General features: G+C 72.8%; 22 protein-coding genes. 9 read left to right on the plus strand and 13 right to left on the minus strand.

What is annotated here, in order from left to right; all coding sequences use genetic code 11:
* The first annotated feature begins 200 nt into the window (after nt 1-200).
* Both rho and ACFYZ3_RS31900 read left to right on the plus strand, forming a co-directional pair.
* On the plus strand, nt 201-1,340 hold the full coding sequence (gene rho, locus ACFYZ3_RS31895; protein ID WP_388524975.1) for a transcription termination factor Rho: 1,140 nt from the start codon (nt 201-203) through the stop codon (nt 1,338-1,340).
* Between the two features lie 125 nt (nt 1,341-1,465).
* Entirely contained in the window at nt 1,466-2,641 is a 1,176-nt protein-coding gene (locus ACFYZ3_RS31900; protein WP_388524977.1) for a D-alanyl-D-alanine carboxypeptidase family protein, read from the plus strand.
* An 18-nt stretch (nt 2,642-2,659) separates the two neighbouring features.
* On the opposite strand, the gene ACFYZ3_RS31905 is transcribed toward ACFYZ3_RS31900, so the two are convergent.
* Nucleotides 2,660-3,592: a glutaminase gene (locus tag ACFYZ3_RS31905; protein WP_388524980.1), complete on the minus strand. Its 933-nt coding sequence runs from the start codon at nt 3,590-3,592 to the stop codon at nt 2,660-2,662.
* A 134-nt stretch (nt 3,593-3,726) separates the two neighbouring features.
* Here ACFYZ3_RS31905 and ACFYZ3_RS31910 point away from each other — a divergent pair, with 134 nt between their 5' ends.
* Complete coding sequence (locus ACFYZ3_RS31910) at nt 3,727-4,785, plus strand: fatty acid desaturase family protein (RefSeq protein ID WP_388524983.1); 1,059 nt, start codon at nt 3,727-3,729, stop codon at nt 4,783-4,785.
* Between the two features lie 22 nt (nt 4,786-4,807).
* On the opposite strand, the gene ACFYZ3_RS31915 is transcribed toward ACFYZ3_RS31910, so the two are convergent.
* The 5 genes from ACFYZ3_RS31915 to ACFYZ3_RS31935 form a co-directional block, all read right to left on the minus strand.
* On the minus strand, nt 4,808-5,644 hold the full coding sequence (locus ACFYZ3_RS31915) for an undecaprenyl-diphosphate phosphatase (RefSeq protein WP_388524985.1): 837 nt from the start codon (nt 5,642-5,644) through the stop codon (nt 4,808-4,810).
* 39 nt (nt 5,645-5,683) lie between these two features.
* Nucleotides 5,684-6,058 carry a fluoride efflux transporter CrcB gene (gene crcB, locus ACFYZ3_RS31920; RefSeq protein WP_388524988.1) on the minus strand — a complete coding sequence of 125 codons (375 nt, stop codon included), beginning with the start codon at nt 6,056-6,058 and terminating at the stop codon, nt 5,684-5,686.
* Nucleotides 6,055-6,399 carry a DUF190 domain-containing protein gene (locus ACFYZ3_RS31925; protein WP_087811000.1) on the minus strand — a complete coding sequence of 115 codons (345 nt, stop codon included), beginning with the start codon at nt 6,397-6,399 and terminating at the stop codon, nt 6,055-6,057. The genes crcB (ACFYZ3_RS31920) and ACFYZ3_RS31925 overlap by 4 nt, the downstream gene beginning before the upstream one ends.
* Entirely contained in the window at nt 6,396-6,860 is a 465-nt protein-coding gene (gene crcB, locus ACFYZ3_RS31930; RefSeq protein ID WP_388524991.1) for a fluoride efflux transporter CrcB, read from the minus strand. Before crcB (ACFYZ3_RS31930) ends, ACFYZ3_RS31925 begins: the two co-directional genes overlap by 4 nt.
* Before the next feature lie 204 nt (nt 6,861-7,064).
* The gene (locus tag ACFYZ3_RS31935) at nt 7,065-7,352 is read right to left on the minus strand and encodes an ArsR family transcriptional regulator (protein WP_388524993.1); all 288 of its coding nucleotides are present in this window, start codon (nt 7,350-7,352) and stop codon (nt 7,065-7,067) included.
* A 129-nt stretch (nt 7,353-7,481) separates the two neighbouring features.
* On the opposite strand from ACFYZ3_RS31935, the gene ACFYZ3_RS31940 reads away from it, so the two are divergent.
* On the plus strand, nt 7,482-7,889 hold the full coding sequence (locus ACFYZ3_RS31940; RefSeq protein WP_388524996.1) for a MarR family winged helix-turn-helix transcriptional regulator: 408 nt from the start codon (nt 7,482-7,484) through the stop codon (nt 7,887-7,889).
* A 33-nt stretch (nt 7,890-7,922) separates the two neighbouring features.
* Here the strand turns inward: ACFYZ3_RS31940 and ACFYZ3_RS31945 are convergent, their stop codons facing one another.
* Nucleotides 7,923-8,342: an SseB family protein gene (locus ACFYZ3_RS31945; protein WP_388524999.1), complete on the minus strand. Its 420-nt coding sequence runs from the start codon at nt 8,340-8,342 to the stop codon at nt 7,923-7,925.
* Between the two features lie 211 nt (nt 8,343-8,553).
* On the opposite strand from ACFYZ3_RS31945, the gene ACFYZ3_RS31950 reads away from it, so the two are divergent.
* Complete coding sequence (locus ACFYZ3_RS31950; RefSeq protein ID WP_388525002.1) at nt 8,554-10,008, plus strand: glyceraldehyde-3-phosphate dehydrogenase; 1,455 nt, start codon at nt 8,554-8,556, stop codon at nt 10,006-10,008.
* On the opposite strand, the gene ACFYZ3_RS31955 is transcribed toward ACFYZ3_RS31950, so the two are convergent.
* The 6 genes from ACFYZ3_RS31955 to ACFYZ3_RS31980 all read right to left on the minus strand — a co-directional run bounded on the left by ACFYZ3_RS31955 (nt 10,009) and on the right by ACFYZ3_RS31980 (nt 16,267).
* Entirely contained in the window at nt 10,009-10,737 is a 729-nt protein-coding gene (locus ACFYZ3_RS31955; protein ID WP_388525004.1) for an N-acetylmannosamine-6-phosphate 2-epimerase, read from the minus strand.
* Nucleotides 10,734-11,681 (minus strand): ROK family protein, encoded by a 948-nt coding sequence (locus tag ACFYZ3_RS31960; RefSeq protein ID WP_388525007.1) that lies wholly within the window; start codon nt 11,679-11,681, stop codon nt 10,734-10,736. Before ACFYZ3_RS31960 ends, ACFYZ3_RS31955 begins: the two co-directional genes overlap by 4 nt.
* A complete protein-coding gene (locus ACFYZ3_RS31965) occupies nt 11,678-12,637 on the minus strand; it encodes a dihydrodipicolinate synthase family protein (protein ID WP_388525009.1) in 960 nt (319 codons plus the stop codon). Before ACFYZ3_RS31965 ends, ACFYZ3_RS31960 begins: the two co-directional genes overlap by 4 nt.
* Before the next feature lie 88 nt (nt 12,638-12,725).
* Entirely contained in the window at nt 12,726-14,213 is a 1,488-nt protein-coding gene (locus tag ACFYZ3_RS31970; RefSeq protein WP_388525012.1) for an exo-alpha-sialidase, read from the minus strand.
* 25 nt (nt 14,214-14,238) lie between these two features.
* Nucleotides 14,239-15,261, minus strand: coding sequence for an acetylxylan esterase (locus tag ACFYZ3_RS31975; protein ID WP_388525015.1), 1,023 nt, complete (start codon nt 15,259-15,261; stop codon nt 14,239-14,241).
* A 253-nt stretch (nt 15,262-15,514) separates the two neighbouring features.
* Nucleotides 15,515-16,267, minus strand: a complete 753-nt coding sequence (locus ACFYZ3_RS31980; protein ID WP_388525018.1) for a FadR/GntR family transcriptional regulator — start codon at nt 16,265-16,267, stop codon at nt 15,515-15,517.
* Nucleotides 16,268-16,452: 185 nt separating this feature from the next.
* Here ACFYZ3_RS31980 and ACFYZ3_RS31985 point away from each other — a divergent pair, with 185 nt between their 5' ends.
* The 4 genes from ACFYZ3_RS31985 to ACFYZ3_RS32000 all read left to right on the plus strand — a co-directional run bounded on the left by ACFYZ3_RS31985 (nt 16,453) and on the right by ACFYZ3_RS32000 (nt 22,043).
* A complete protein-coding gene (locus ACFYZ3_RS31985; RefSeq protein WP_388525021.1) occupies nt 16,453-18,006 on the plus strand; it encodes an ABC transporter substrate-binding protein in 1,554 nt (517 codons plus the stop codon).
* Between the two features lie 76 nt (nt 18,007-18,082).
* Nucleotides 18,083-19,033 carry an ABC transporter permease gene (locus tag ACFYZ3_RS31990; RefSeq protein WP_388525024.1) on the plus strand — a complete coding sequence of 317 codons (951 nt, stop codon included), beginning with the start codon at nt 18,083-18,085 and terminating at the stop codon, nt 19,031-19,033.
* Nucleotides 19,033-21,027 carry a dipeptide/oligopeptide/nickel ABC transporter permease/ATP-binding protein gene (locus ACFYZ3_RS31995; RefSeq protein WP_388525027.1) on the plus strand — a complete coding sequence of 665 codons (1,995 nt, stop codon included), beginning with the start codon at nt 19,033-19,035 and terminating at the stop codon, nt 21,025-21,027. The genes ACFYZ3_RS31990 and ACFYZ3_RS31995 overlap by 1 nt, the downstream gene beginning before the upstream one ends.
* Complete coding sequence (locus tag ACFYZ3_RS32000; RefSeq protein WP_388525030.1) at nt 21,024-22,043, plus strand: oligopeptide/dipeptide ABC transporter ATP-binding protein; 1,020 nt, start codon at nt 21,024-21,026, stop codon at nt 22,041-22,043. Before ACFYZ3_RS31995 ends, ACFYZ3_RS32000 begins: the two co-directional genes overlap by 4 nt.
* The last annotated feature ends 4 nt before the right edge of the window (nt 22,044-22,047 follow it).

The raw sequence follows: 22,047 nt of genomic DNA on the forward strand, positions 1-22,047 counted from the left end.
TCCCTTCGGTTCGCGGACTCGTCCGTCCTGATGCGACCGGCGCGTCCGCTTCTCAGCGCAACCTCGTGAGCGGGGCCCCGTCCCCGCCGTGTCCGAGGTGCTGTTCCCCGCCGTCCGGAGGCGTGTCGTCCGACCCCTCGCGCGGCTTCCCCCCTTCCTTGCGCATGTCCCATGCCCGTGTCCTCGAAAGGACCGACCACATGACCACCACACTCGAACACCCCCCTGTGCAGCACTCCCCGGCCGAGATCGCGAGCGGTGTCCTCGACATCGAAGCGGGCGGCAAGGGGCGCCTGCGCGGCAAGAACCTTCAGCCCGAGCCGACCGATCCCGCCCTCTCCCCCGCGCTGATCCGCCGGCACGGGCTGCGCAGGGGCGACCTCGTCGAAGGAGTGTGCGGCGACCGGCGCACCCTGACCGACGTCGTCCGCGTCAACGGGCGTACGCCCGACCGGCGGGGCGAGCGGCGGCACTTCGCCGACCTGACCCCGCTGCACCCGCACGAGCGGCTGCGGCTCGAACACCCGGCGGCCGGCCTCGCCGGACGCGTCGTCGATCTGATCGCCCCGGTCGGCAAAGGCCAGCGCGGACTGATCGTCGCCCCGCCGAAGACCGGCAAGACCGTCCTCCTCCAGCAGATCGCCGCCGCGGTGGCCGGCAACCACCCCGAGGCCCGGCTGATGGTGGTGCTGCTCGACGAACGACCCGAGGAGGTCACCGACATGCGGCGCTCGGTGCGGGGCGAGGTGTACTCCTCCACCTTCGACCAGAGCGCCAAGCAGCACATCGCGCTCGCCGAGCTGGTGACCGAGCGGGCCAAGCGGCTCGTCGAGGCCGGGGAGGACGTCGTCATCCTCCTCGACTCCCTCACGCGGCTGTGCAGGGCCCACAACAACGCCGCCTCCTCCGGCGGCCGCACGCTCAGCGGCGGCGTCGACGCCGGGGCCCTGCTGGGTCCCAAGCGGTTCTTCGGGGCGGCCCGCAAGGCGGAGGAGGGCGGTTCCCTCACCATCCTCGCCACCGCCCTGGTCGAGACCGGCTCGCGTGCCGACGACTTCTACTTCGAGGAGCTGAAGAGCACCGGCAACATGGAGCTGCGGCTGAGCCGGGAGCCGGCCTCCCGCCGGGTCTTCCCGGCCGTCGAACCGGTCGGCTCGGGCACCCGGCGCGAGGAGCTCCTGCTGTCCGGTGCCGAGACGACCGCCGTGCGCGGCCTGCGGCGGGCCCTGGGGACCCGGGACGGACAGTCCGGCCTGGAGACCCTGCTGGAGCGGTTGCGCCGGACGCCGGACAACGCCACGTTCCTGCGGCAGGTCCAGCCGACGCTGCCCGCCGGCTGACACCTCCCGCCGACGGCACCGGCCGACACCGCCCCCACGGCCCGCGCTACGGCATCCGGGTGTTTGCGGGGCGGACCCGGCCCGGTCAGCGTGGCGGTGCGGGGCGCCGTTCCTACGTTTGCGGTATGACTATCGGATTCTCATCCCGGGCGGTTCGATCCACCTGCATGCTCTGCGCGGCAGGGCTGCTGACGCTCGTGCCCGCCACCGCGGCCGCCCGCGCGGGGCGGCCGGACCCCGGTCCGCCCGGTGGTGCGGCGGCGGCCCTGTCGTCGCCGCTGTACCGCTCCGGCACCCAGGTCCGGCCGCACCCCGCGGCGCCCCGGGTTCCCGAAGTCTCCGCCCTGTCCTGGGTCGTGGCCGACGCCGGTACGGGCGACGTGCTGGCGGCGAACGACGCGCACCGCGAGCTGCCCCCGGCCAGCACCCTCAAGACGCTGTTCGCCCTCACGGTGCTGCCCGCACTGCCGGGCGGCATCCGGCACGAGGTGGACCCCGAGGACCTGTCCGGCATCGGTCCGGGCAGCAGCCTGGTCGGTGTCGTCGAGGGCCAGACGTACCGCGTCTCCGACCTGTGGAACGGCGTCTTCCTCAACTCCGGGAACGACGCCGTGCACGTCCTCGCCTCGCTCACCGGCGGCTGGAGCGCCACGGCGGCCCGGATGCAGGCCGAGGCCCGCGCGCTCGGCGCCCGCGACACCCACGTCCGCTCGCCCGACGGGTACGACGCCCCGGGCCAGGTCTCCTCCGCGTACGACCTGGCCGTCTTCGGCCGGGAGGGGCTGCGGCGTCCCGACTTCGCGCGGTACTGCGCCAAGGTCGACGCGATGTTCCCCGGCCGCGACGGAAGCTCGTACGGGATCATGAACACCAACCGGCTGCTCACCGGGGCCGACGGCGTGGAGCCGTACCCCGGTCTGATCGGGGTGAAGAACGGCTACACCAGCAATGCGGGCAACACGCTCATCGCCGCCGCCCGCCGCGACGGGCGGACCCTGGTCGTCACGGTGATGAACCCGCAGGAGGGCGGCGGCCACGCCGTGTACGAGGAGGCCCGGGCACTGCTCGACTGGGGCTTCGAGGCGGCCGGCGAGGTCGACCCGGTGGGCTCGCTGGTCCCCGAGGACGACCGGCCACCGCACGGACCGCAGTCCGTACCCGCGGCGGTGACCGCGGCCAAGCCGGCCGAGGACTCTCCGGGCTGGCCGGAGACGGGCGCGATCCTCGGGGTCGCGGGTCTCGGCGCGGGCGTCATGGCGCTCGCCCTGCGCCTCAAGCTCGTCCGCGACGACGGCAGTTGACGGGAGCGCCGGGCCCGTTCAGAACACCGACAGCCCCGTGAGCGTCGTGAAGCGGTCCAGGGCCGCCACCCCGGCCACCGAGTTGCCCCGCTCGTCCAGGCCGGGGCTCCACACGCACAGCGTGCAGTGCCCCGGCACGACCGCGATGATGCCGCCGCCGACCCCGCTCTTGCCCGGCAGCCCCACCCGGTGCGCGAAGTCGCCGGCCGCGTCGTAGGTCCCGCAGGTCAGCATCACCGCGTTGATCTGCTTGGCCCGGCTTCGGCTCAGCAGCCGGGTGCCGTCGGCGCGGATGCCGTGCCGGGCCAGGAAGCCGGTGGCCAGGGCGAGGTCGGCGCAGGACGCGGCGACGGAGCACTGGCGGAAGTACTGGTCCAGGAGCACCGGTACGGGGTTGTCGATGTTGCCGTAGGACGCCATGAAGTGCGCCAGCGCGGCGTTCCGGTCGCCGTGTGCGGCCTCGGAGGCGGCGACCTCCTCGTCGTGGGCCAGGTCCGGGTTGCCGCTCTCCGCGCGCAGGAAGGCGAGCAGTTCGCCGGCCGCGTCGCCGGTACGGGTGTGCAGCCGGTCGGTGACGACGAGGGCGCCCGCGTTGATGAACGGGTTGCGCGGGATGCCGTTCTCGTACTCCAGCTGCACCAGGGAGTTGAACGGGTTGCCGGAGGGCTCGCGGCCCACGTGCTCCCACAGGGCGTCGCCCTCTCTGGCCAGGTCGAGGGCGAGGGTGAAGACCTTGGTGAGGGACTGCGCGGAGAACGGCTCCCGCCAGTCCCCCACGCCGTAGACCGTGCCGTCCGGCTCGGCGACCGCCATGCCGAAGCGGCGCGGGTCGCGGGCGGCGAGGGCGGGGATGTAGTCGGCGGGCCGGCCGCTGCCCGGGGTCCGCTCGATCTCCTCGGCGATGCGCTCCAGGACCGGCCGGAAGGTCGTCGGTGTGCTCATGATCGCCATTGTCCCTCCGGCGAGGTCCGGGCGGCGGGAGGCCGACGGCGGGTGGCCCCCGCACCGGGGTGGTGCTGACCACACCCCCACTTCGGGGGTAGCCGTCATCCCCCCGCCGAAAAACAGCCCACATACTGAGGCGCATGGCCAACCCAACGGTGCTCGTCGAGAGCCTGCCCACGCCCGCTCCGGAGAAGGATCGCGAAAGGGGAAGCGACTTTTCCGAACTCTCCCGGCGCATAGCCGACGCGGGGCTGCTCCGGCGCCGCCCGCTGTACTACACGGTCCGTTTCGGCGCCGTCGCCCTCGCACTCGCCGGCGGTGTCGCCGCGTTCGTCGCCCTGGGGGACAGCTGGAGCCAGCTGTTCGTCGCGGTCGCGCTCGCCGTCGTCTTCGGCCAGCTCGGACTGGCGGCCCACGACCTCGCCCACCGGCAGGTCTTCTCACGCCGGCGCCCCAGCGAAGCGGGCGGCCTGCTGGCCGCCAACCTGCTGCTCGGCATGAGCTACGGCCGGTGGATGAACAAGCACACCCGCCACCACGCGAACCCCAACCACGAGGAGAAGGACCCGGACGTCTCCCCCGACATCCTGGTGTGGTCACGGGGCCAGGCCAGCAGGGCGACCGGGCTCCCCCGGTTCGTCGGCAAGCACCAGGCGGCCCTGTTCTTCCCGCTGTTGACGCTGGAGGGCCTCAACCTGAGCTTCAACAGCTTCAAGGCGCTGGGCAGCCGGGCCGTGAAGCGGCCGGTCCTGGAGGGCACGCTGCTCGTCGTCCACTTCGCCGTGTACTTCGGCGGTCTGTTCACGGTCCTCTCCCCGGGCAAGGCGCTCGTCTTCCTCGCCGTCCACCAGGGTCTGTTCGGGATCTACCTGGGCTCGGTCTTCGCCCCCAACCACAAGGGGATGCCGATGATCGAGGAGGGCATGCGGCTGGACTTCCTGCGCCGTCAGGTCCTGACCTCCCGCAACGTGCGGGGCGGTGCGCTCGTCGACGCCTTCATGGGCGGCCTCAACTACCAGATCGAGCACCACCTCTTCCCCAGCATGCCGACCCCCGCCCTCGGCCGGGCCCAGGCCATCACCGAGGCGTACTGCGCCGAGTTGGGCGTGCCCTACCACCAGACGGGGCTGCTGGCGTCGCACCGCGAGGCCCTGCGGCACATGAGGAGCGTCGGGGAGCCGCTGCGCGCCGCACGCTGAGCGGCGGTCGGCCGAGCAGCGGTCAGCTGTGCAGCACTCCGGTGCCGAGCAGCCCGAACAGCAGGACGCCGACCGCGACCCGGTAGACGACGAACGCGTTGAAGGTGTGCTTGGCGACGAACTTCAGCAGCCAGGCGATGGAGGCGTAGGCCACCACGAAGGAGACGAGGGTGCCGACCGCCAGCGGCGCGGCACCCGCTCCCGTGCCCAGGGCGTCCTTCAGCTCGTACAGTCCGGCTCCGGTCAGGGCCGGGATGCCCAGGAAGAAGGACAGCCGGGTGGCGGCGACCCGGTCCAGGTCGAGCATCAGGGCGGTGGACATGGTGGCGCCGGAGCGGGAGAAGCCCGGGAAGAGCAGGGCGAGGATCTGGGAGCCGCCGACCAGCATCGCGTCCTTGAAGGACGTGTCGTCCTCGCCCCGCTTGTGCCGGCCGGTGCGGTCGGCCCACCACATCACGCCGCTGCCCACGATCAGCGAGCCGGCGACCACCCACAGCGAGGCGAGCGGGCCCTTGATCAGGGGCTTGGCGGCCAGGCCGACGAGGACGATGGGGATGGTCGCGCAGATGACCCACCAGGCGAACTTGTAGTCGTGGTGGTACCGCTCCTCGCGGTCGCGCAGCCCGCGGCCCCAGGCGGAGACGATCCGCGCGATGTCCTTGGAGAAGTAGACGAGCACGGCGGCGATCGCGCCGACCTGGATGACCGCGGAGAAGCCGATGACGGCGTCGTCGTCGACCGGGATGCCCATCAGCCCCTCGACGATCTTGAGGTGTCCGGTGGAGGAGACGGGCAGGAACTCGGTCACCCCCTCGACGGCTCCGAGGACGACGGCCTGACCGATGCTGATGGCGCTCATGGCATCCAGTTCCTACTACACAAGCCTGTGTGCCCGGCGTCAGGTCCAGAGCGCGTCGGCCAGAGTCACCCCCGCGAACGCCGCCGCGAGCCCGGCCGCCACGCTTCCCCCCACGTTCACGGCGGCCCGCAGGCGCGCACCGGTCTCGGTCAGCCGGAGGGTCTCGTAGGAGAAGGTCGAGTAGGTGGTGAGGGCGCCGCACAGGCCGGTGCCCAGCAGCAGCCGCAGGTCGGAGCCGACCGCTCCGGCCAGGGCGGCGCCGGTCAGCACGCCGAGGACGATGCTGCCGATCACGTTCACCGTGAAGGTGCCCCACGGGAAGACGGAGTCGTGCCGGGACTGCACGGCGCGGTCGGTGAGGTAGCGCAGCGGGGCGCCGACCATGCCGCCGACGACGACCAGCAGCCAGTTCACGACGGCCTCCGGCCCTCGTACCTGACGACCTCGCACGGGTCGAGGGTGACCAGGCCCTCGGTGACGAGTTCGTCGAGCTGCGGCAGGAAGTCCCGGACGCGCTCCTCGGTGTCGACGACGACGACGGCCACCGGCAGGTCCTCGCTCAGGGACAGCAGCCTGGTGGTGTGGACGATCGAGGAGGCGCCGAAGCCCTCGACGCCCCGGAAGACGCTGGCGCCCGCGAGGCCCGCCGCGTGGGCGCGGTGGACGATCTCCGAGTACAGGGGGCGGTGGTGCCAGGTGTCGTTCTCGCCGACGTAGACGGTCAGGCGCAGGGCGCCGCCGGTCAGCCTCGTCATGACTGCCTCCACTTCAGGACCCGGCGGGTGGCCCATGCGGCGAGCCACACCGCCGTGAGTGCCGCGAGCGGGGTCGCGGCGAGGTAGGCCAGGCCGGTGAAGGCCCGGCCGTCGGCGAACAGGGACCGGCTGTCGACGGCGTAGGTGGAGAAGGTGGTGAAGCCGCCGAGCACTCCGGTGCCGAAGAAGGGCCGGACCAGGCGGTGGGCGGGCCGGATCTCGGTGACGACCACCATGAACACGCCGATCACGGCACAGCCGACGGCGTTGACCCCGAAGGTCGTCCAGGGGAAGCCGCCGGCCGGTGTCGGCCACCAGAGGGAGGCCGCGTAGCGGGCGGCGGCTCCGGCGCCTCCGCCGAGGGCCACGACCGCGACGACCGGTGCCTGGGCGCGCCACCCGGACGGTCTCGGGGCGGTGGCCCGGATGCCGCCGGAACGCCCGGTCTTCGGGACTGTCATGGTCGTACGTCTCCTACTCGCCGGGCAGGGGGATGCCCCTGTGCTGGTCAAGTAGGGACCGTTGGCGGCGACCGAGCCGCGGTTCGGGTACGGCGGGCCCCACCGCCGCGCCGCGCCCGTGCGGGCCGCGGCTGATGCTCAGCGTAACGCCGGGGCGGCGCCCGGGTCATTCCGGGAGGGCACCCGCGCCTGCCGTCCCCGCGCCTACCATCCCTTCTCGAACATCCGGGCCACCTCGGCGACCCGCACCTCGTCGCGCCGGTAGTAGGTGCGGCGGCGGATCCGGGTGGCGCGCAGCAGGCCGAGACGGGTGAGGAGCCCGAGGTGGCTCTCGGCCACCCGGCGGGACACGCCCAGCCTGGCGGCGACGGGGCCCGCGGGGACACCGTGCTCCGCGGGGTCGACGTGGCGCTGCGGCGGGAAGTGCGCGGCCGGGTCCTTCAGCCACTCCAGGATGTCGAGACGCGTGCCGTGCACGGGGGTCCTCAGCATCTCGTCCTCCCTCCGTGCGGGCCCGCCCGTACCGTGTCCCTCCACTTTCCCGCAGCCGGGCCCCGGTTGTCCGGCAACCGGGCCATTTGCACATTCAACCAATATCGGTGCCGGTGCTACCGTTCAGTCATGGGAGCCAGGACGGCCGGTGCGCGGCTCGAGGAACGGTGGCGGGACATCCTGTCGGCGCACGCACGCACGATGTGCGAGATCGACCGGGCACTGCATCCGCACGGGCTGGGCGCGAGCGACTTCGAGGTGCTCGACCTCCTCGTGACCGGGGCGCCCGACGACGGCGACCGGTGCCGGGTGCAGAACCTGGTCGGCCGGGTCCACCTCAGTCAGAGCGCGCTGTCCCGGCTCATCGCCCGGCTGGAGAAGGACGGACTGGTGCGGCGCTCCATGTGCGCGGAGGACCGGCGCGGCGTGTACGTCACGCCGACCACCAGGGGCCGGGAACTGCACGCCGAGATACTGCCGCTGCAGCGGGCCGCGCTGGCCCGCACGCTCGGCGACGACGAAGGCCCCCGCCCCTGACCCGGGACGCGGGCCTTGGCCCCGGCCTCGGCTTCAGGGGCGGGCCAGCAGGGTGCGCACGCCGTCCGAGGTGAGGGTGAGGCGGTGCTCCGAGCCGGCGTCGATGGACAGCGACAGGTCGTCGGCCGGCCACTGCGCGGCGAGGGCGCCCAGCGGCACCATGCGGTAGCGGGAGACGTACGGCAGCAGGTCGGCCATCTCCAGTTCCGAGGTGAACACGGGCACCACCTGGCCGCCGCCCTGCTGCTCCAGGACCGGCAGCGCCAGCATGCCGGGGTCGGCGGCGTCCTGTTCGTTCGCGTCGTCGGGCACCGGCACGAGGACGTCGCTGCCGGCGAGCGTGTCGAGCGCCGCCGAGTTGTCGGCGGTCTCGGTGGTTCCGGTGGTCTCGGCGAGTGTGTCCAGTGCCCGCTGCGCGGGTGTCACGGGGTGGTCGTTCGCGGGTGTCTCCATGGCATTTTCCCTGGTAGCGGCTGCGTTACGGCCCGCACGGACGATCGGCGCGGACGCGGTCCAGCCTCGCGTACCCGGTCACCCACGGCGCAACCCTGTTCGAGCCGGGCACCCGGTCCCGTACTCATCTGATCGGCAGGGGGCCCACTTGATCGATCGGAAACGCGGTGGGGTTAGCATATGAGCGCCGCCTAGCTCGAAAGATAGAGACGTGACTGTCAACGACGACTCGTTCACCAACTGGAAGCACCGCGAAGAGACCGCGGAATCGATGATCCCGATGATCGGGAAGCTGCACCGGGAGCAGGACGTCACGATCCTGCTGCACAGCCGTTCCCTGGTGAACAAGTCGGTGGTCAGCATCCTCAAGACCCACCGCTTCGCCCGCCAGATCGCCGGGGCGGAGCTGTCGGTCACCGAGACGATGCCCTTCCTGCGCGCGCTCACCGCGCTGGACCTCGGTCCCTCGCAGATCGACATCGGCATGCTCGCCGCGACCTACCGGACCGACGACCGGGGTCTGTCGGTCGAGGAGTTCACGGCCGAGGCCGTCGCCGGGGCCACCGGTGCCAACAAGATCGACCGGCGCGAGGGGCGCGACGTCGTCCTGTACGGCTTCGGCCGCATCGGCCGGCTCGTCGCCCGCCTGCTCATCGAGAAGGCCGGGTCGGGCAACGGGCTGCGGCTGCGCGCCATCGTCGTCCGCGGGGGCGGGGAGCGGGCCGCCGAGGACATCGTCAAGCGCGCCTCGCTGCTGCGCCGCGACTCGGTGCACGGCCAGTTCCAGGGCACGATCACCGTCGACGAGGACAACAGCACGATCCTCGCCAACGGCAACGCGATCAAGGTGATCTACGCGGACGACCCGACGCAGGTCGACTACACGGCGTACGGCATCAAGGACGCCATCCTCATCGACAACACCGGCAAGTGGCGCGACCGCGAGGGTCTGTCGAGGCACCTGCGTCCGGGCATCGACAAGGTCGTACTGACCGCGCCGGGCAAGGGCGACGTCCCGAACATCGTCCACGGCGTCAACCACGACACCGTCAAGCCGGACGAGCGGATCCTGTCCTGCGCGTCCTGCACCACCAACGCGATCGTCCCGCCGCTGAAGGCGATGGAGGACGAGTACGGCGTGCTGCGCGGTCACGTGGAGACGGTGCACTCCTTCACCAACGACCAGAATCTGCTGGACAACTACCACAAGTCGGAGCGCCGCGGCCGCAGCGCTCCGCTGAACATGGTCATCACGGAGACCGGCGCCGCCTCCGCGGTCGCCAAGGCGCTGCCCGACCTGAAGGCGCGGATCACCGGCAGCTCGATCCGGGTGCCGGTGCCGGACGTGTCGATCGCGATCCTCAACCTCCAGCTGGCCCGCGAGGCGAGCCGCGAGGAGGTCGTGGACCACCTGCGCGAGGTGTCGCTGACCTCGCCGCTCAAGCGCCAGATCGACTTCATCGGCGCGCCCGACGCCGTCTCCAGCGACTTCATCGGCTCGCGCCACGCCTCGATCGTGGACGCGGGCGCGCTGAAGGTCGAGGGCGACAACGCGATCCTCTACCTCTGGTACGACAACGAGTTCGGCTACTCCTGCCAGGTCGTCCGCGTCGTGCAGCACGTCTCCGGGGTGGAGTACCCGACGTACCCGGCTCCGGCGGTCTGATCAGTCCGAGTCGGGTCCGGTCCCCGGTCGGATCCGGTCCGGTCCGGGGGCCAGGGCGTTCGCGAAGAGCCGGGTCAGCGCGGTCGGTGCCGTGATGGCGGTGCCGACGACGACGCTGTGCGCACCCGCGGCGAGCGCCCGGGCCGCCTGCTCGGGCGTCGCGATACGGCCCTCGGCGATCACCGGGGTGTCCAGCGCTCCGGCGAGGTCGGTCACGAGGGCCAGGTCGGGGGCGTCCTGCACCGGGGAGCCCGGCACATACCCGGACAGCGTGGTGCCGAGGAAGTCCGCCCCCTGGCCGGCTGCCGCGCGGCCCTCGCCGAGCGTCGACACGTCGGCCATGACCAGGGCGCCCGCCGCGTGGACGGCCTCGACCAGCTCGCCGAAGGTGCTGCCGTCGGGCCGCGGACGCGCGGTGGCGTCGGCGGCGACGACCGCGGCCCCCGCCTCCACCAGGGCCAGCGCGTGGCGCACGGTCGGGGTGATGAAGACGCCGCTGTCGCCGTCCTTCCACAGGCCGATCACCGGAAGGCCGACGGCCGCGACGGTGGCCGCGACGACCTCCGGGTCGTTGACGCGTACGGCCGCCGCGCCGCCGGTACGCGCCGCCAGGGTCATGCGGACCAGGGTGTCGGTGTGGCGCATCGGATCGCCGGGGGGCGCCTGGCAGGACACGATGAGGCGGCCCTCGAGCCGCTCGGCCAGGGACGGGGACGGGGACGGGGTCATGACGGTGCTCCGGTGGTGGCGGGCTGGTGCAGGGGCAGGGTGCGGGGCAGCGCGGCCGCCCCGAGGACCGCGGCGTCGGCGCCGCCCCGTGGCGGGCGCGGGCGCAGGCCGCGCAGCGGGGGCATGAGTTCGGCGGCGAAGGCCGCGCACAGGGCGTCCCAGTACAGGGGCCCGATGCGGGGCACGCCGCCGGCGACGACGACACGGTGCGGGCCGAGCGCGTTGGCGAGGCCGCCCAGGGCGCGGCCCGTCGCACGGGCGCCGAGCGTGATGGCGGTGCCGGCGTGCGGGTCGCCCAGGGCGGCGCGTTCGGCGACGGTCTGGAGGCGGTCGGCCGGCTGCCCGCCGAGCCGTACGCAGTGGGCGGTGATGGCGGGGCCCGCAGCGACGGCCTCCAGGTGCCCGGTGGCTCCGCAGGTGCAGCGCAGTCCGTCGGCCTCCGGGCTGGGCAGGTGTCCCAGGTGCCCGGCGATTCCGGCGGCTCCGTGCAGCATGCGTCCCGCGGCGGCGACGGCCCCGCCGACTCCGGTGCCGACGGCGGCGTAGAGGAGGGTGCCGTCGTCGTCCGGGCCGTCCAGTTCCGTCGCGGCGGCGGCGCGTACGTCGTTGTCGCAGGCGACGGGGAGCCCGGTACGGGTGGCGAGACCGGCCGCGAGGGCGGTGCCGGACCAGCCGCGGATCGTGTCGGTGGCGCTGGTGACGGTCCCGGTGGCGGGATCGATCACGCCGGCCGCGGCGACGCCGATCGCGGCGGTCCCGTGGACCCGTACCGCACGGGCGGCGACGGCCAGGGCGTCCAGCACCGCCTCGGCGCCCTCCGTCGCCGGGGTGGGCAGGGTGTGCCGGGCCAGGACGGTGCCGTCGGACCCGACCAGGGCGGCGGCGATCTTGGTGCCGCCCAGGTCGAGGCCGATCACCGGTGCGTCGAGGTGCGGTGCGGTCATCGGACCGGCAGCAGCCCGGCGCCGCGCAGGTGCCGCTCGACGTGGGCGACGGAGTCCTCGCCCAGCTGGATCTGCGGCGCGGCGGTGGTGCCGTGACGGAACACGCCGAGCAGTCGCAGGGCGTGCTTGAAGGCGCCGATGGCCGAGGAGTTGCGGCCCATCTCGCTCTCCGGGCCCGCGTCGACCAGCCCGAACAGCTCGACGAGCCGCTCCTGTTCCTTGGCGGCGCCGTCCAGGTCGCCGCCGCGCACGGCGTCGTAGAGGCGGACGTATCCGGCGGGGTCGACGTTGCCGAGGCCCGGGACCACGCCGTCGGCACCGGCCAGCAGGGCGGCGTCCACGGTCAGTTCGGAGCCGGTGAGGATGCTGAAGGCGGGGGCGGGGCCGTCGGCACGGCCGTGGCGCCCGCCGAGTTCGACCATGAGCCGGCGCAGGCCGCCCTCGTCGCCGCTGCTGTCCTTGAGCCCGGCGAGCGTGCCGTCCTCGGCGAGTTCGCGCACCAGGGCGGCGGAGAGCTTGCTGTGCACCGAGACGGGGAGGTCGTAGGCGTACAGGGGCAGGTCGACGGCGGAGCGGATCGCGCGGAAGTGGGCGGCGATCTCACGCGGATGGGTGCGGGCGTAGAAGGGGGCGGTGGCCACCAGGCCGTCGGCACCGGCCTCGCGGGCGGCCTCGGCGTGGACGAGGACCCGGGGGGTGGTCATGTCGATGACACCGGCGAGGACGGGGACGCGGCCCGCGACCGCCTCGACGACCGTGTCGAGGGCGACGGCCCGCTGCCGGTCGGTGAGGAAGGCGACCTCGCTGCTGGAGCCCAGGGCGAACAGCCCGTGCACTCCCCCGCCGACGAGGTGCTCGACGAGCCGGGCGAGCGAGGCGGTGTCGACTTCGCCCGACGCGTCCATGGGGGTGCAGACGGGCGGCACGACGCCGCTCAGGGGCTGGGACGAGGACATGGTGTTTCTCCTGGGCTGTGCGAGTGGTGGTACGGGGGGGACGGGCCGCCGGGCACCGGGGTGCCGGTGCCGGGCGGCCCGTGGCCGGCTACGGCTGGGTGACGGTGAACGTCTTGTCGCCGTAGGAGTGCTGGCGACCGCGGACCTCGTAGGTCGCGGTGGCCCGCACGTCGCCCGCGGTGGCGTTCGCGGGAACCGTGACGGGGATCCTCATGTTGGCGCCCTGACCGGGGTCGAGCGCGGGCACGGCGGCGACCTCCGGTGCGCTCCAGCCGTCGGGCAGGCCGAGCGAGACCTCGCCGGCGGGCAGCGGTACGTCGTTCTGGCTGACGACGCGGACGGTGACGGTGGTGGTCTCCCCCGCGGGCAGGGATGCGGGCGAGGTGACGGTGACCGGCGCGCAGACTCCGCCGAGCCACGTCAGGTCGAAGGAGGAGTAGGTGATGTGGTCGACGTTGCCCCGCTCCCACAGCAGGCCCATGCCCGGGTTGGGGCCCGTGCCGTCGCTGAGCGGGGTGAGCGTCGAGTAGGCGGCGGCGCCGGACTCGACGGTCCTGCGCACCGGCCAGGTCTGCCCGTTGTCGCAGGAGAGGCGGACGGTGAGGTTGCTGCGGCGGTCGGTCGTCGCGGTGTTGCTGAACATCAGCCACGAGGCCCGCGGGTGCGAGGCGTCCACGTTCGGCGCGAAACGGGTGATGGAGCCGTTGTTGGCCGGGTCCGGCAGCTCGGTGTCCCGCTGGAGGGGGCTGTAGGTGACGCCGCCGTCGGTGGAGTAGGCGACCGTCCGGTAGGGCCTGGAGCGGTTGTTGAGCATGACGCGGCCGTCGGACAGCTCGACGGTCTTGTTCTCGTCGCCGCCGGGGCCGACGGGGGTGCCCATCCTCCAGGTGGCGCCGTGGTCGTCGCTGTAGGCGCTCACCGCGTAGTTGGCGCCGTCCTTGCGGATGGCGTACTGCTGGATCAGGCGGCCCTTGTGGGGGCCGTGGCGCAGCTGGATGCCCTCTCCGGAGGCGGCGAACATGCCGGCCCAGGCCGGGTCCTTGATGTCGGCGGTGATCCGCTCGTGCTTCCAGGTGAGGCCGTCGTCGTCGGAGTAGCTGTAGTCGGCCTGGAGGACGTCCGGGTCGCTCTCGTCGTTGCCGGTGGCGGAGCCGAAGAAGCCCTGGTTCACGGAGGCCGCGTAGAAGAGGAAGACGCGGCCGGTCTCGCGGTCGACGAGGAGGCTGGGGTCGCCGTAGCCCTTGGGCGCGGCGTCCTTGCGCACGACCTGCTGGGCCTGCCAGGTGGTGCCGCCGTCGGTGCTGCGCCTGAGGACGACGCCGATGTTGCCGGGCAGGTCGCCGAGGGTGGGGCGGGCGTCGTAGGCGGCGAGCAGGGTGCCCTCGGTGGTCCGGGTCAGGGCGGGGATGCGGTAGTAGGGGGAGCCGGTGCCCGCGGTGGCGAGGTCCTGCGAGGTGAGGGTCCCGGCGGCCGCGGAGGCCTCGCGGGCGGAGTCGGCGCCGTGGGCGGCGGGGACGGTGGTGCCCAGGACGACCAGGGCGGCGGTGCCGATGGCCAGGGTGACTCTTCGCTGCATGAACAGGCCTCTCTCGGGTGCGGGATCAGGCGAGTCGGGGGGCGTGCAGTGCGGTCGGGGCGGCAGGGGCCTCACAGCGGGGTGCGGAGAGCAGCTCGCGCACCCAGGCGAGTTGTTCGCGGCGGTGGTGGCCGCCGCCGCCCTCGTGGCCGTTGAACTGGTAGACACGCAGGTCCTTGGGGCCGCCGTAGCGGTGGTAGGCCGCGAAGCTCGTCGAGGGCGGGCAGATGTCGTCCATCATCGCGATGGAGAAGAGCGACGGGGCCGTGGCGCGGGCGGCCAGCAGGGCGGCGTCGACGTAGGACAGGGTGGTGAAGACGGCCTCGGTGCGGTCGTGGTGCAGGCGCAGGTACTCGGCGACCTCGGTGTAGGGCGGCCGGGCCGCGATCGTCGCGCCGCGCCGGATGTCGCAGAGGAAGGGGACGTCGGGCATCACGCCGGCCAGGCCCGGCACGAGGCCGGCCACCGCGAGGGCGATGCCGCCGCCCTGGCTGACGCCGGTGACGACGACCTTGTCCGGGTCCACGGCCGGGTGCGTGCGGGCGGCCTCCACGAAGCGCACCGCGTCGGTGAACACCCGCCGGTAGTAGTGGTCGTGGGGGCTCTCGACGCCACGGGTGAGGAAGCCGGGGACGGTGCCGTTCAGGGCGGCGGTGTCGGGGGTGTCGCCGCCCGCGGTGGACCAGCCCTGGCCGCGCGTGTCCATGATGAGGTGGGCGTGACCGGCGTTGGCCCAGAACACCTGCTCGTGCGGCAGGCCGCGACCGCGCCCGTAGCCGAGGAACTCCACCACGCAGCCGAGCGGTCCGCTCCCTCGGGCGGGCAGGTGCAGCCAGCCCCGGACGGGTTCGCCGGCGAACCCCGGCACCGTGACGTCGTGTGTCGTCACCTCGGTCAGGCCGGTGTCCACCGGCCTGAAGCGGGACGCGCCGCCGGCGTCCCGGGCCTCGCGGAGGGTCTGCTCCCAGAAGGCGTCGAGGTCGGCGGGCTCGTCGAGGTCGGGCCGCAGTGCCAGGCACTGGGCGAGGGTGAGGTCCGTCAGTGGCATGGAGGGGCCCCGGTGGGTGAGGCGTGCGCGCGGCGCAGCGCGGAGGAACGGGAGGGACCGGCCGGACCGGTCCCGACGGGGAGAGCGGTTCGCCCTCGGTGAGATCAGCAGACGTCTGATGTCTGCTGATCGAGGACACTAGAGATCCCGGAGACGACCGTCAAGTGCCCCGGGCCGCGCGCCGGGCCGCCCGGGCGCGGGCACGGGAAAGGCGCCCCGCGGCGGGGGCGCCTTCGCCGTCCGTGCGGCCCGGTCAGCGCCGGGCGCGGGCCTCCTCGATCCGCAGGCGGACCGGCGCGTAGTGCTCGGCGAGGGCCGCCGCGAACTCGACCGGGTCACGGTCGCGCACGGCGTCCACGATGCGCTGGTGGTTGGCGATGGTGGCCGCCTCGTGCTCGCGGGTGAACACGTCGAGATGCGGTGCGACGATGACGTAGACGTCCCAGAAGGCCGCGGAGAGCTGGCCGATGAGGTCGTTGCCGAGCGGGGCCAGGAGCAGCGTGTGGAAGGCCCGGTCCGCCTCGACGAACCCGTGCCCCTCCCCCGCGCCGGCCCTGCGCATCTCGTCGACGTGCGCCTCGAGCCGGCCGATCTGCTCCTCGTCCAGCGAGGAGACGAGCCGCTCGGCCATGCCCCGTTCGAACAGCTCCCGGACCTCGATGAGGTCGCTCATCACCTGGAAGTCGTCGTCGGGGCTGAGCAGGCCGCGGAAGGTCAGGCTCTCCACCAGGGCGGACAGGCTCAGCCTGCCGACGTAGGTGCCGTGCCCGTGCCGCACCTCGACGATGTCGAGCGCGGTGAGGATCCTGATCGCCTCCCGCACACTGGACCGGCTCGCGCCGAGCGCCTCGCACAGGGCGGGCTCGGTCGGCAGCGGATCCCCCGGACGCAGGTCGTTGCGCAGGATGTAGGCCTTGATGCCGTCGACGACCTCCTGCCGCAACGGTTGTCGTGCCGTCTTGGGCTCCGGCTCTCTGCGCCGAATCGCCCTTTGCCCCACCGCCACCTCTTGACCCCTCTCACTTGCCCGGCTACGTTCCCACGTTATCAAGCATCAGACATCAGACGTCTGACGCGCTGTCGGTGAGGCGCCGACCACACTCGCCTCCCCCACCTTGCTCGACTCTCATCTCCCGCCTGGAGGACTCCTTGTCCGCGCGCAGTGCAGCCGGCGTCGATCGCCGCACGTTCATGAGATACACCAGTGCCATCGGTGTGGCGACCGCGATCACCACGGGTCTGACGGCCTGCGGCGGCCCGGCCTCCAGCGGAGACGGCTCCGGCGGCTCGGGCAGTGGCGGCGACACCATCGAGGCGGGGCTCTCCTACCCGCTCTCCACCGGCTTCGACCCGATGATCACCTCGGGCGCCACCCCGTACGCCGCGAACATGCACATCTTCGAGGGCCTGGTCGACCTCGACCCCGCCACGCTCGTGGCGCGGCCCGCGCTGGCGAAGGGGATGCCCGAGAAGATCAACGCGACGACCTACCGGGCCACCCTGCGCGAGGGCGCGACCTTCCACGACGGCTCGGCGGTCACCGCGGACGACGTGGTGTTCAGCTTCGAGCGGGTCCTGGACGAGGCGAACGCCTCGCTGATGGCGCAGTTCGTCCCGTTCGTCGACCGGGTCACGGCCGTCGACAGGTCGACGGTGGAGTTCAAACTGAAGTACGCCTTCGCGCTCTTCCCGTCCCGCATATCCGTGGTGCGGATCGTGCCGAAGAAGATCGCGGGTGCCGACGCCAAGTCCTTCGACGCCAGGCCCGTCGGTTCGGGTCCGTACAGGTTCGTCTCGGCGGTCCGCGAGGACAAGATCGTCATGGAGGCGTACGACAAGTACAACGGCCCTCACCCGGCCAAGGCCAAGAAGATGATCTGGCGGCTGATGTCCGACCCGTCCGCCCGGGTCAGCGCGCTCAAGTCGGGCCGCGTGCAGGCCATCGAGGACGTCCCCTACATCGACGTCAAGGGCTTCACCGGCCAGGACAAGGTGGAATCGGTCCAGTCCTTCGGGCTGCTCTTCCTGATGTTCAACTGCGCCGACCAGCGGTTCAAGGACAAGCGGGTGCGCCAGGCACTGCACTACGCCCTGGACACCGAGAAGATCATCTCCACCGCGCTGCTGGGCAACGCCGAGGCCGCCACCGGGTACGTCCCGGCCACCCACCCGGACTACCACAAGGCCGCCACCGTCTACGCGCACGACCCGGACAGGGCCAGGAGGCTGCTCGCCGAGGCGGGCGCCGGCAAGCTGTCCTTCACGCTGATGCTCACCGACAACGGCTGGGTCAAGGACATCGCGCCGCTGATCAAGGAGAGCTGGGCCGCGGTCGGCGTCGACGCCAAGCTCGACATCCAGCAGTCCGCCGCCCAGTACGCCGAGATCGACCAGGGCAACTTCGAGGCGCTGGCCGCGCCGGGCGACCCGTCCGTCTTCGGCAACGACGCGGACCTGCTGCTGCGCTGGTTCTACTACGGCTTCTGGCCGGAGAACCGCTACGGCTGGAAGGGCAGCGACGCCTACAAGCAGACCAAGTCGCTGCTCGACAAGGCGGCGGCCGAGGCCGACGAGGCCAGGCGCAAACAGCTGTGGGGCCAGGTGACCGACCTGGTCGCCGACGAGGCCGCCCTGTACCCGATCCTGCACCGCAAGCTGCCCACCGCCTGGCGGGAGGGAGCGCTGAGCGGGTTCAAGCCGCTGCCCACCACCGGGCTGTCCTTCCTCGACGTCGGCCGGGGCTGACCCCGCCCGCCCGGCCCGCCGGGCCGCCGCGCCACCCCGGGCGGCGGCCCCCGCCCCAATCGCTAGGAACCTCACGATGGTTGCATTCCTCCGGCTCGCGCTGCGCCGCGTCGCGATGATGCCGGTGATGGTCCTCGGCATCGCGCTGCTGGTCTTCGTGGTCCTCCAGTTCTCGCCGACCGACCCCGCGTACAACGCGCTGGGCGAGTCGGCGAGTCCCGAGGCGCGAGCGGCGTTCGCCGAGGCGAACGGACTCGACGACCCGCTGCCCGTGCGCTACTTCGCCTTCCTGGGCGACCTGCTGCGCGGGGACCTCGGCGTCACCATGTCGCCCAGCCAGCCCGTCACCGACCGGATCGCCACCGCGTTCCCGCTCACCCTGCAACTGACCCTGCTCGGCCTCGCGCTGGCCGTCGTGCTGGCGCTGGTCTTCGGCGTCCTCAGCGCCGTCTACCGCGACCGCTGGCCGGACCAGGTCTTCCGGGTGCTGTCGATGGCCGGCATCGCGCTGCCCTCGTTCTGGATCGGTGTGCTGCTCATCCAGCAGTTCTCGCTGAACATGCCGCTCTTCCCGACCGGCGGCTACGTCAACCCGGCCGACTCCTTCTCCGGCTGGATCGAGAGCATGACACTGCCCGCGCTCTCCCTCGCCCTGCCGGTCGCCTCGTCGCTGGCCCGCCTCATCCGCACCTCCATGGTCACCGAACTCGACCGCGACTACGTGCGCACCGCCAGGGGCAGCGGCCTGCCGCCGTTCCTGATCATCCGCTCGGTGCTGCGCAACGCCCTGGTCACCCCGCTGACCGTGCTGGGCGTCAAGGTCGGCTACATGCTCAGCGGCGCCGTCGTCATCGAGGCGGTCTTCGACCTGCCCGGCATGGGCAAGCTGATCCTCGAGGGTGTCAACGGGGGCGACGTCGGGCTGGTCCAGGGCACCGTGCTCACCATCGCGATCGCCTTCCTCGTGGTCAACGTCGTCGTCGACCTGCTCTACCTGCTCGTCAACCCGCGCATCAGGACGGTGTGATGTTCGCTCCACGCTCCCTCGCCGGGCACCTCGCCCGGTCCGGCACCCGCCTGCGCCGGCTGCCCGTGTCCTCCCGGATCGCCCTCGGGATCCTCCTCGTGGTGGTGCTGGGCGCGGTCTTCGCGCCGCTGCTCACCCAGGACCCGCTCGCCACCGGCGTCCCGGCCCGGGCCCCCGGTGCGGACCACTGGTTCGGCACCGACCGGGCCGGCCGCGACGTGTTCGCGCGGGTCGTGCACGGCGCCCGCTACTCCCTGGTCATCGGACTCGGCGCGACCCTGCTCGCCCTGGTCCTCGGCTCGGTCCTGGGCGCGCTGGCGGCCACCTCGCGCAAGCTCGCCGACGAGTCGGTGATGCGCACGCTGGACGTCGTCATGTCCTTCCCGCCGATCGCGCTGGCCGCCGTGCTCGTCGCGGTCTTCGGGCCCAGTGTGCCGGTCATCATCTTCACCATCGCCTTCGTCTACTCGCCCTCCCTCGCCCGCGTGGTGCGGGCCAACGTGCTGGAGCAGTACGGCGAGGACTACGTCGCCGCCGAGCGGGTCGTCGGCGCCCGTCGCGGCCACATCGTGGCCCGGCACGTCGCGATCAACTGCGCTGCGCCGGTGCTGGTGTTCGCGACGGTCATGGTGGCCGACTCCATCATCTTCGAGGCGAGCCTGTCCTTCATCGGCGCCGGTGTGCAGGACCCCGACCCGAGCTGGGGCAGCGTGCTGGCCTACGGCCGGCAGATCCTGCTGTCCGGCGGCTGGTGGGCGACCCTTTTCCCCGGTCTGTGCGTGCTGGTCACGGTGCTCGCGCTGAACGTGCTCTCCGAGGGCATGACCGATGCCGCCGCCTCCCCGGACCACTCCCGCACCGGCGGTACCGACACCGACGACAACGCCGCCGAACTCGCGCCGGCGGCCGACCAGACCGAGGTGGACGCCGCGCTCGCCGAGCTGGCGGCCCGGCTGGCGGCCGTGGAGCCCGCCGTGCCGCCGCTCGCCGGGGACGCGGCCGACCTGCTCGTCGTACGGGACCTGTCCATCCGCTTCCCCGACCGCTACGGCGACACCCGCGTCGTCGACGGCATCTCCTTCACCGTCCGCGAGGGCGAGACCCTCGGTCTGGTCGGCGAGTCGGGCTGCGGCAAGTCCATCACCAGCCTCGCGATCATGGGCCTGCTGGCCCGCAACGCCGAGGCCGACGGCGAGATCCGCTACCGGGGCCGCGACCTGCTGGAGCTGACGCCGAAGGAGCGCCGGGCGCTGATGGGCCCGGAGATCGCGATGGTCTACCAGGACGCCATGTCGTCCCTGAACCCGTCGGTGCTGATCGGCACCCAGCTCAAGTGGCTGACCTCCCGCGGCGGCACCCGCACGCCCGCCGAGCTGCTCGAACTGGTCGGCCTCTCCCCCGGGCGCACCCTGCGCAGCTACCCGCACGAGCTGTCCGGCGGGCAGCGCCAGCGGGTGCTGATCGCGATGGCCCTGTCCCGCGGCCCGCGCCTGCTGATCGCCGACGAGCCGACCACCGCCCTCGACGTCACCGTGCAGGCCCAGGTCGTCGAGCTGCTGGTCCGGCTCCGCGACGAACTGGGCTTCGCGATGGTCCTCGTCTCCCACGACCTGGCCCTGGTCGGCGACCTCGCCCACCGGGTCGCGGTGATGTACGCCGGTCAGGTCGCCGAGGCCGGTGACACCCGCGCGCTGCTGACCGACCCGGCGCACCACTACAGCCGGGGGCTGCTCGGCTCGGTGGTCTCGCTGGAGTCGGGTTCCAAGCGGCTGCACCAGGTCCGCGGTGTCGTACCGGCCCCGAAGGCGTTCGGCTCCGGCTGCCGGTTCGCCTCGCGCTGCGCCGCCGCCACCGACCTGTGCGCCACCACGCCGCCGCCCGCCACCGACCGGGGCACCGGCCTCGACCATCTCTTCGCCTGCCACCACCCGGCCTCCGCGAACCGTGCGGCATCGGCGAACGGGTCGGCGAAGTCGCTGGAGGGCGCCCGATGACCGCCACCGAGGACAGCACCATGGACCCACTCGTGCGGCTCGACCGCATTCACGTACGGCACAAGGCCCGCAGCGGCGGCATCCTGCGCCGGGACGCCGTGCACGCCCTGACCGACACCTCGCTGGAAGTCCGGCCCGGCGAGATCCTCGGCCTGGTCGGCGAGTCGGGCTGCGGCAAGTCCACGCTGGCCCGCGTGGTCACCGGACTGCAGCGCCCCACCGAGGGACACGTGTACTTCCGGGGCCGGGACCTGTGGACGATGGGCGCCGCCGAGCGCCGCACCGGATTCGGGGCCTCGGTCGGCGTGGTCTTCCAGGACGCCTCCACCGCGCTGAACCCGAGGCTGCCCGTGCGCCGGATCCTGCGTGACCCGCTGGACGTGCACCGGCGCGGCACACGGGCCGAGCGCGAGGAACGGGTGGAGGAGCTGCTCGACCTGGTCGGCCTGCCCGGGCACACCCTGGACGCGCTGCCGGGTCAGCTCTCCGGCGGCCAGCGCCAGCGGGTGGCCATCGCCCGCGCCCTCGCCCTGGAGCCGGAGCTGATCGTCGCCGACGAGCCCACCAGCGCCCTGGACGTGTCGGTGCGCGCCCAGATCCTCAACCTGCTGGTGGACCTGCGCGCCCGGCTCGGCCTCGGCATGGTGTTCATCTCGCACGACGTCCAGACGGTCCGGTACCTCGCGGACCGCATCGCGGTGCTGTACCTGGGCCGCGTGGTCGAGGAGGGCGGGGCCGCCGAGGTCTCCGGCGCCTCCCGGCACCCGTACACCGAGGCGCTGCTCTCCGCGACGCCGAGCCTGCTGGAACGCCCCGAGCGGATCGTGCTGCACGGCCCGGTGCCCTCGGCCACCCACCCGCCCTCCGGCTGCCCGTTCCGCACCCGCTGCTGGAAGGCGGACGACGCCTGCGCCACCGTCTTCCCGGCGGCGACGGAGGGACCCGGGGCACATCGGTGGCACTGCGTGAATCCGCAGGGGGGCGACGCACCGGACGGGGCGCCGCGCGGAGGCTGACGGG

Origin of the sequence: Streptomyces sp. NPDC001599 (assembly GCF_042893535.1) — a bacterium.
GTDB lineage: Bacteria > Actinomycetota > Actinomycetes > Streptomycetales > Streptomycetaceae > Streptomyces.

Excerpts from the sequence above, each read along its gene's own strand:
- rho (WP_388524975.1), top strand. The coding sequence starts at position 201 with ATGACCACCACACTCGAACACCCCCCTGTGCAGCACTCCCCGGCCGAG.
- ACFYZ3_RS31900 (WP_388524977.1), top strand. The coding sequence starts at position 1,466 with ATGACTATCGGATTCTCATCCCGGGCGGTTCGATCCACCTGCATGCTC.
- ACFYZ3_RS31905 (WP_388524980.1), bottom strand. The coding sequence starts at position 3,592 with ATGGCGATCATGAGCACACCGACGACCTTCCGGCCGGTCCTGGAGCGC.
- ACFYZ3_RS31910 (WP_388524983.1), top strand. The coding sequence starts at position 3,727 with ATGGCCAACCCAACGGTGCTCGTCGAGAGCCTGCCCACGCCCGCTCCG.
- ACFYZ3_RS31915 (WP_388524985.1), bottom strand. The coding sequence starts at position 5,644 with ATGAGCGCCATCAGCATCGGTCAGGCCGTCGTCCTCGGAGCCGTCGAG.
- ACFYZ3_RS31925 (WP_087811000.1), bottom strand. The coding sequence starts at position 6,399 with ATGACGAGGCTGACCGGCGGCGCCCTGCGCCTGACCGTCTACGTCGGC.
- crcB (WP_388524991.1), bottom strand. The coding sequence starts at position 6,860 with ATGACAGTCCCGAAGACCGGGCGTTCCGGCGGCATCCGGGCCACCGCC.
- ACFYZ3_RS31935 (WP_388524993.1), bottom strand. The coding sequence starts at position 7,352 with ATGCTGAGGACCCCCGTGCACGGCACGCGTCTCGACATCCTGGAGTGG.
- ACFYZ3_RS31940 (WP_388524996.1), top strand. The coding sequence starts at position 7,482 with ATGGGAGCCAGGACGGCCGGTGCGCGGCTCGAGGAACGGTGGCGGGAC.
- ACFYZ3_RS31945 (WP_388524999.1), bottom strand. The coding sequence starts at position 8,342 with ATGGAGACACCCGCGAACGACCACCCCGTGACACCCGCGCAGCGGGCA.
- ACFYZ3_RS31955 (WP_388525004.1), bottom strand. The coding sequence starts at position 10,737 with ATGACCCCGTCCCCGTCCCCGTCCCTGGCCGAGCGGCTCGAGGGCCGC.
- ACFYZ3_RS31960 (WP_388525007.1), bottom strand. The coding sequence starts at position 11,681 with ATGACCGCACCGCACCTCGACGCACCGGTGATCGGCCTCGACCTGGGC.
- ACFYZ3_RS31965 (WP_388525009.1), bottom strand. The coding sequence starts at position 12,637 with ATGTCCTCGTCCCAGCCCCTGAGCGGCGTCGTGCCGCCCGTCTGCACC.
- ACFYZ3_RS31970 (WP_388525012.1), bottom strand. The coding sequence starts at position 14,213 with ATGCAGCGAAGAGTCACCCTGGCCATCGGCACCGCCGCCCTGGTCGTC.
- ACFYZ3_RS31975 (WP_388525015.1), bottom strand. The coding sequence starts at position 15,261 with ATGCCACTGACGGACCTCACCCTCGCCCAGTGCCTGGCACTGCGGCCC.
- ACFYZ3_RS31985 (WP_388525021.1), top strand. The coding sequence starts at position 16,453 with ATGAGATACACCAGTGCCATCGGTGTGGCGACCGCGATCACCACGGGT.
- ACFYZ3_RS31990 (WP_388525024.1), top strand. The coding sequence starts at position 18,083 with ATGGTTGCATTCCTCCGGCTCGCGCTGCGCCGCGTCGCGATGATGCCG.
- ACFYZ3_RS31995 (WP_388525027.1), top strand. The coding sequence starts at position 19,033 with ATGTTCGCTCCACGCTCCCTCGCCGGGCACCTCGCCCGGTCCGGCACC.
- ACFYZ3_RS32000 (WP_388525030.1), top strand. The coding sequence starts at position 21,024 with ATGACCGCCACCGAGGACAGCACCATGGACCCACTCGTGCGGCTCGAC.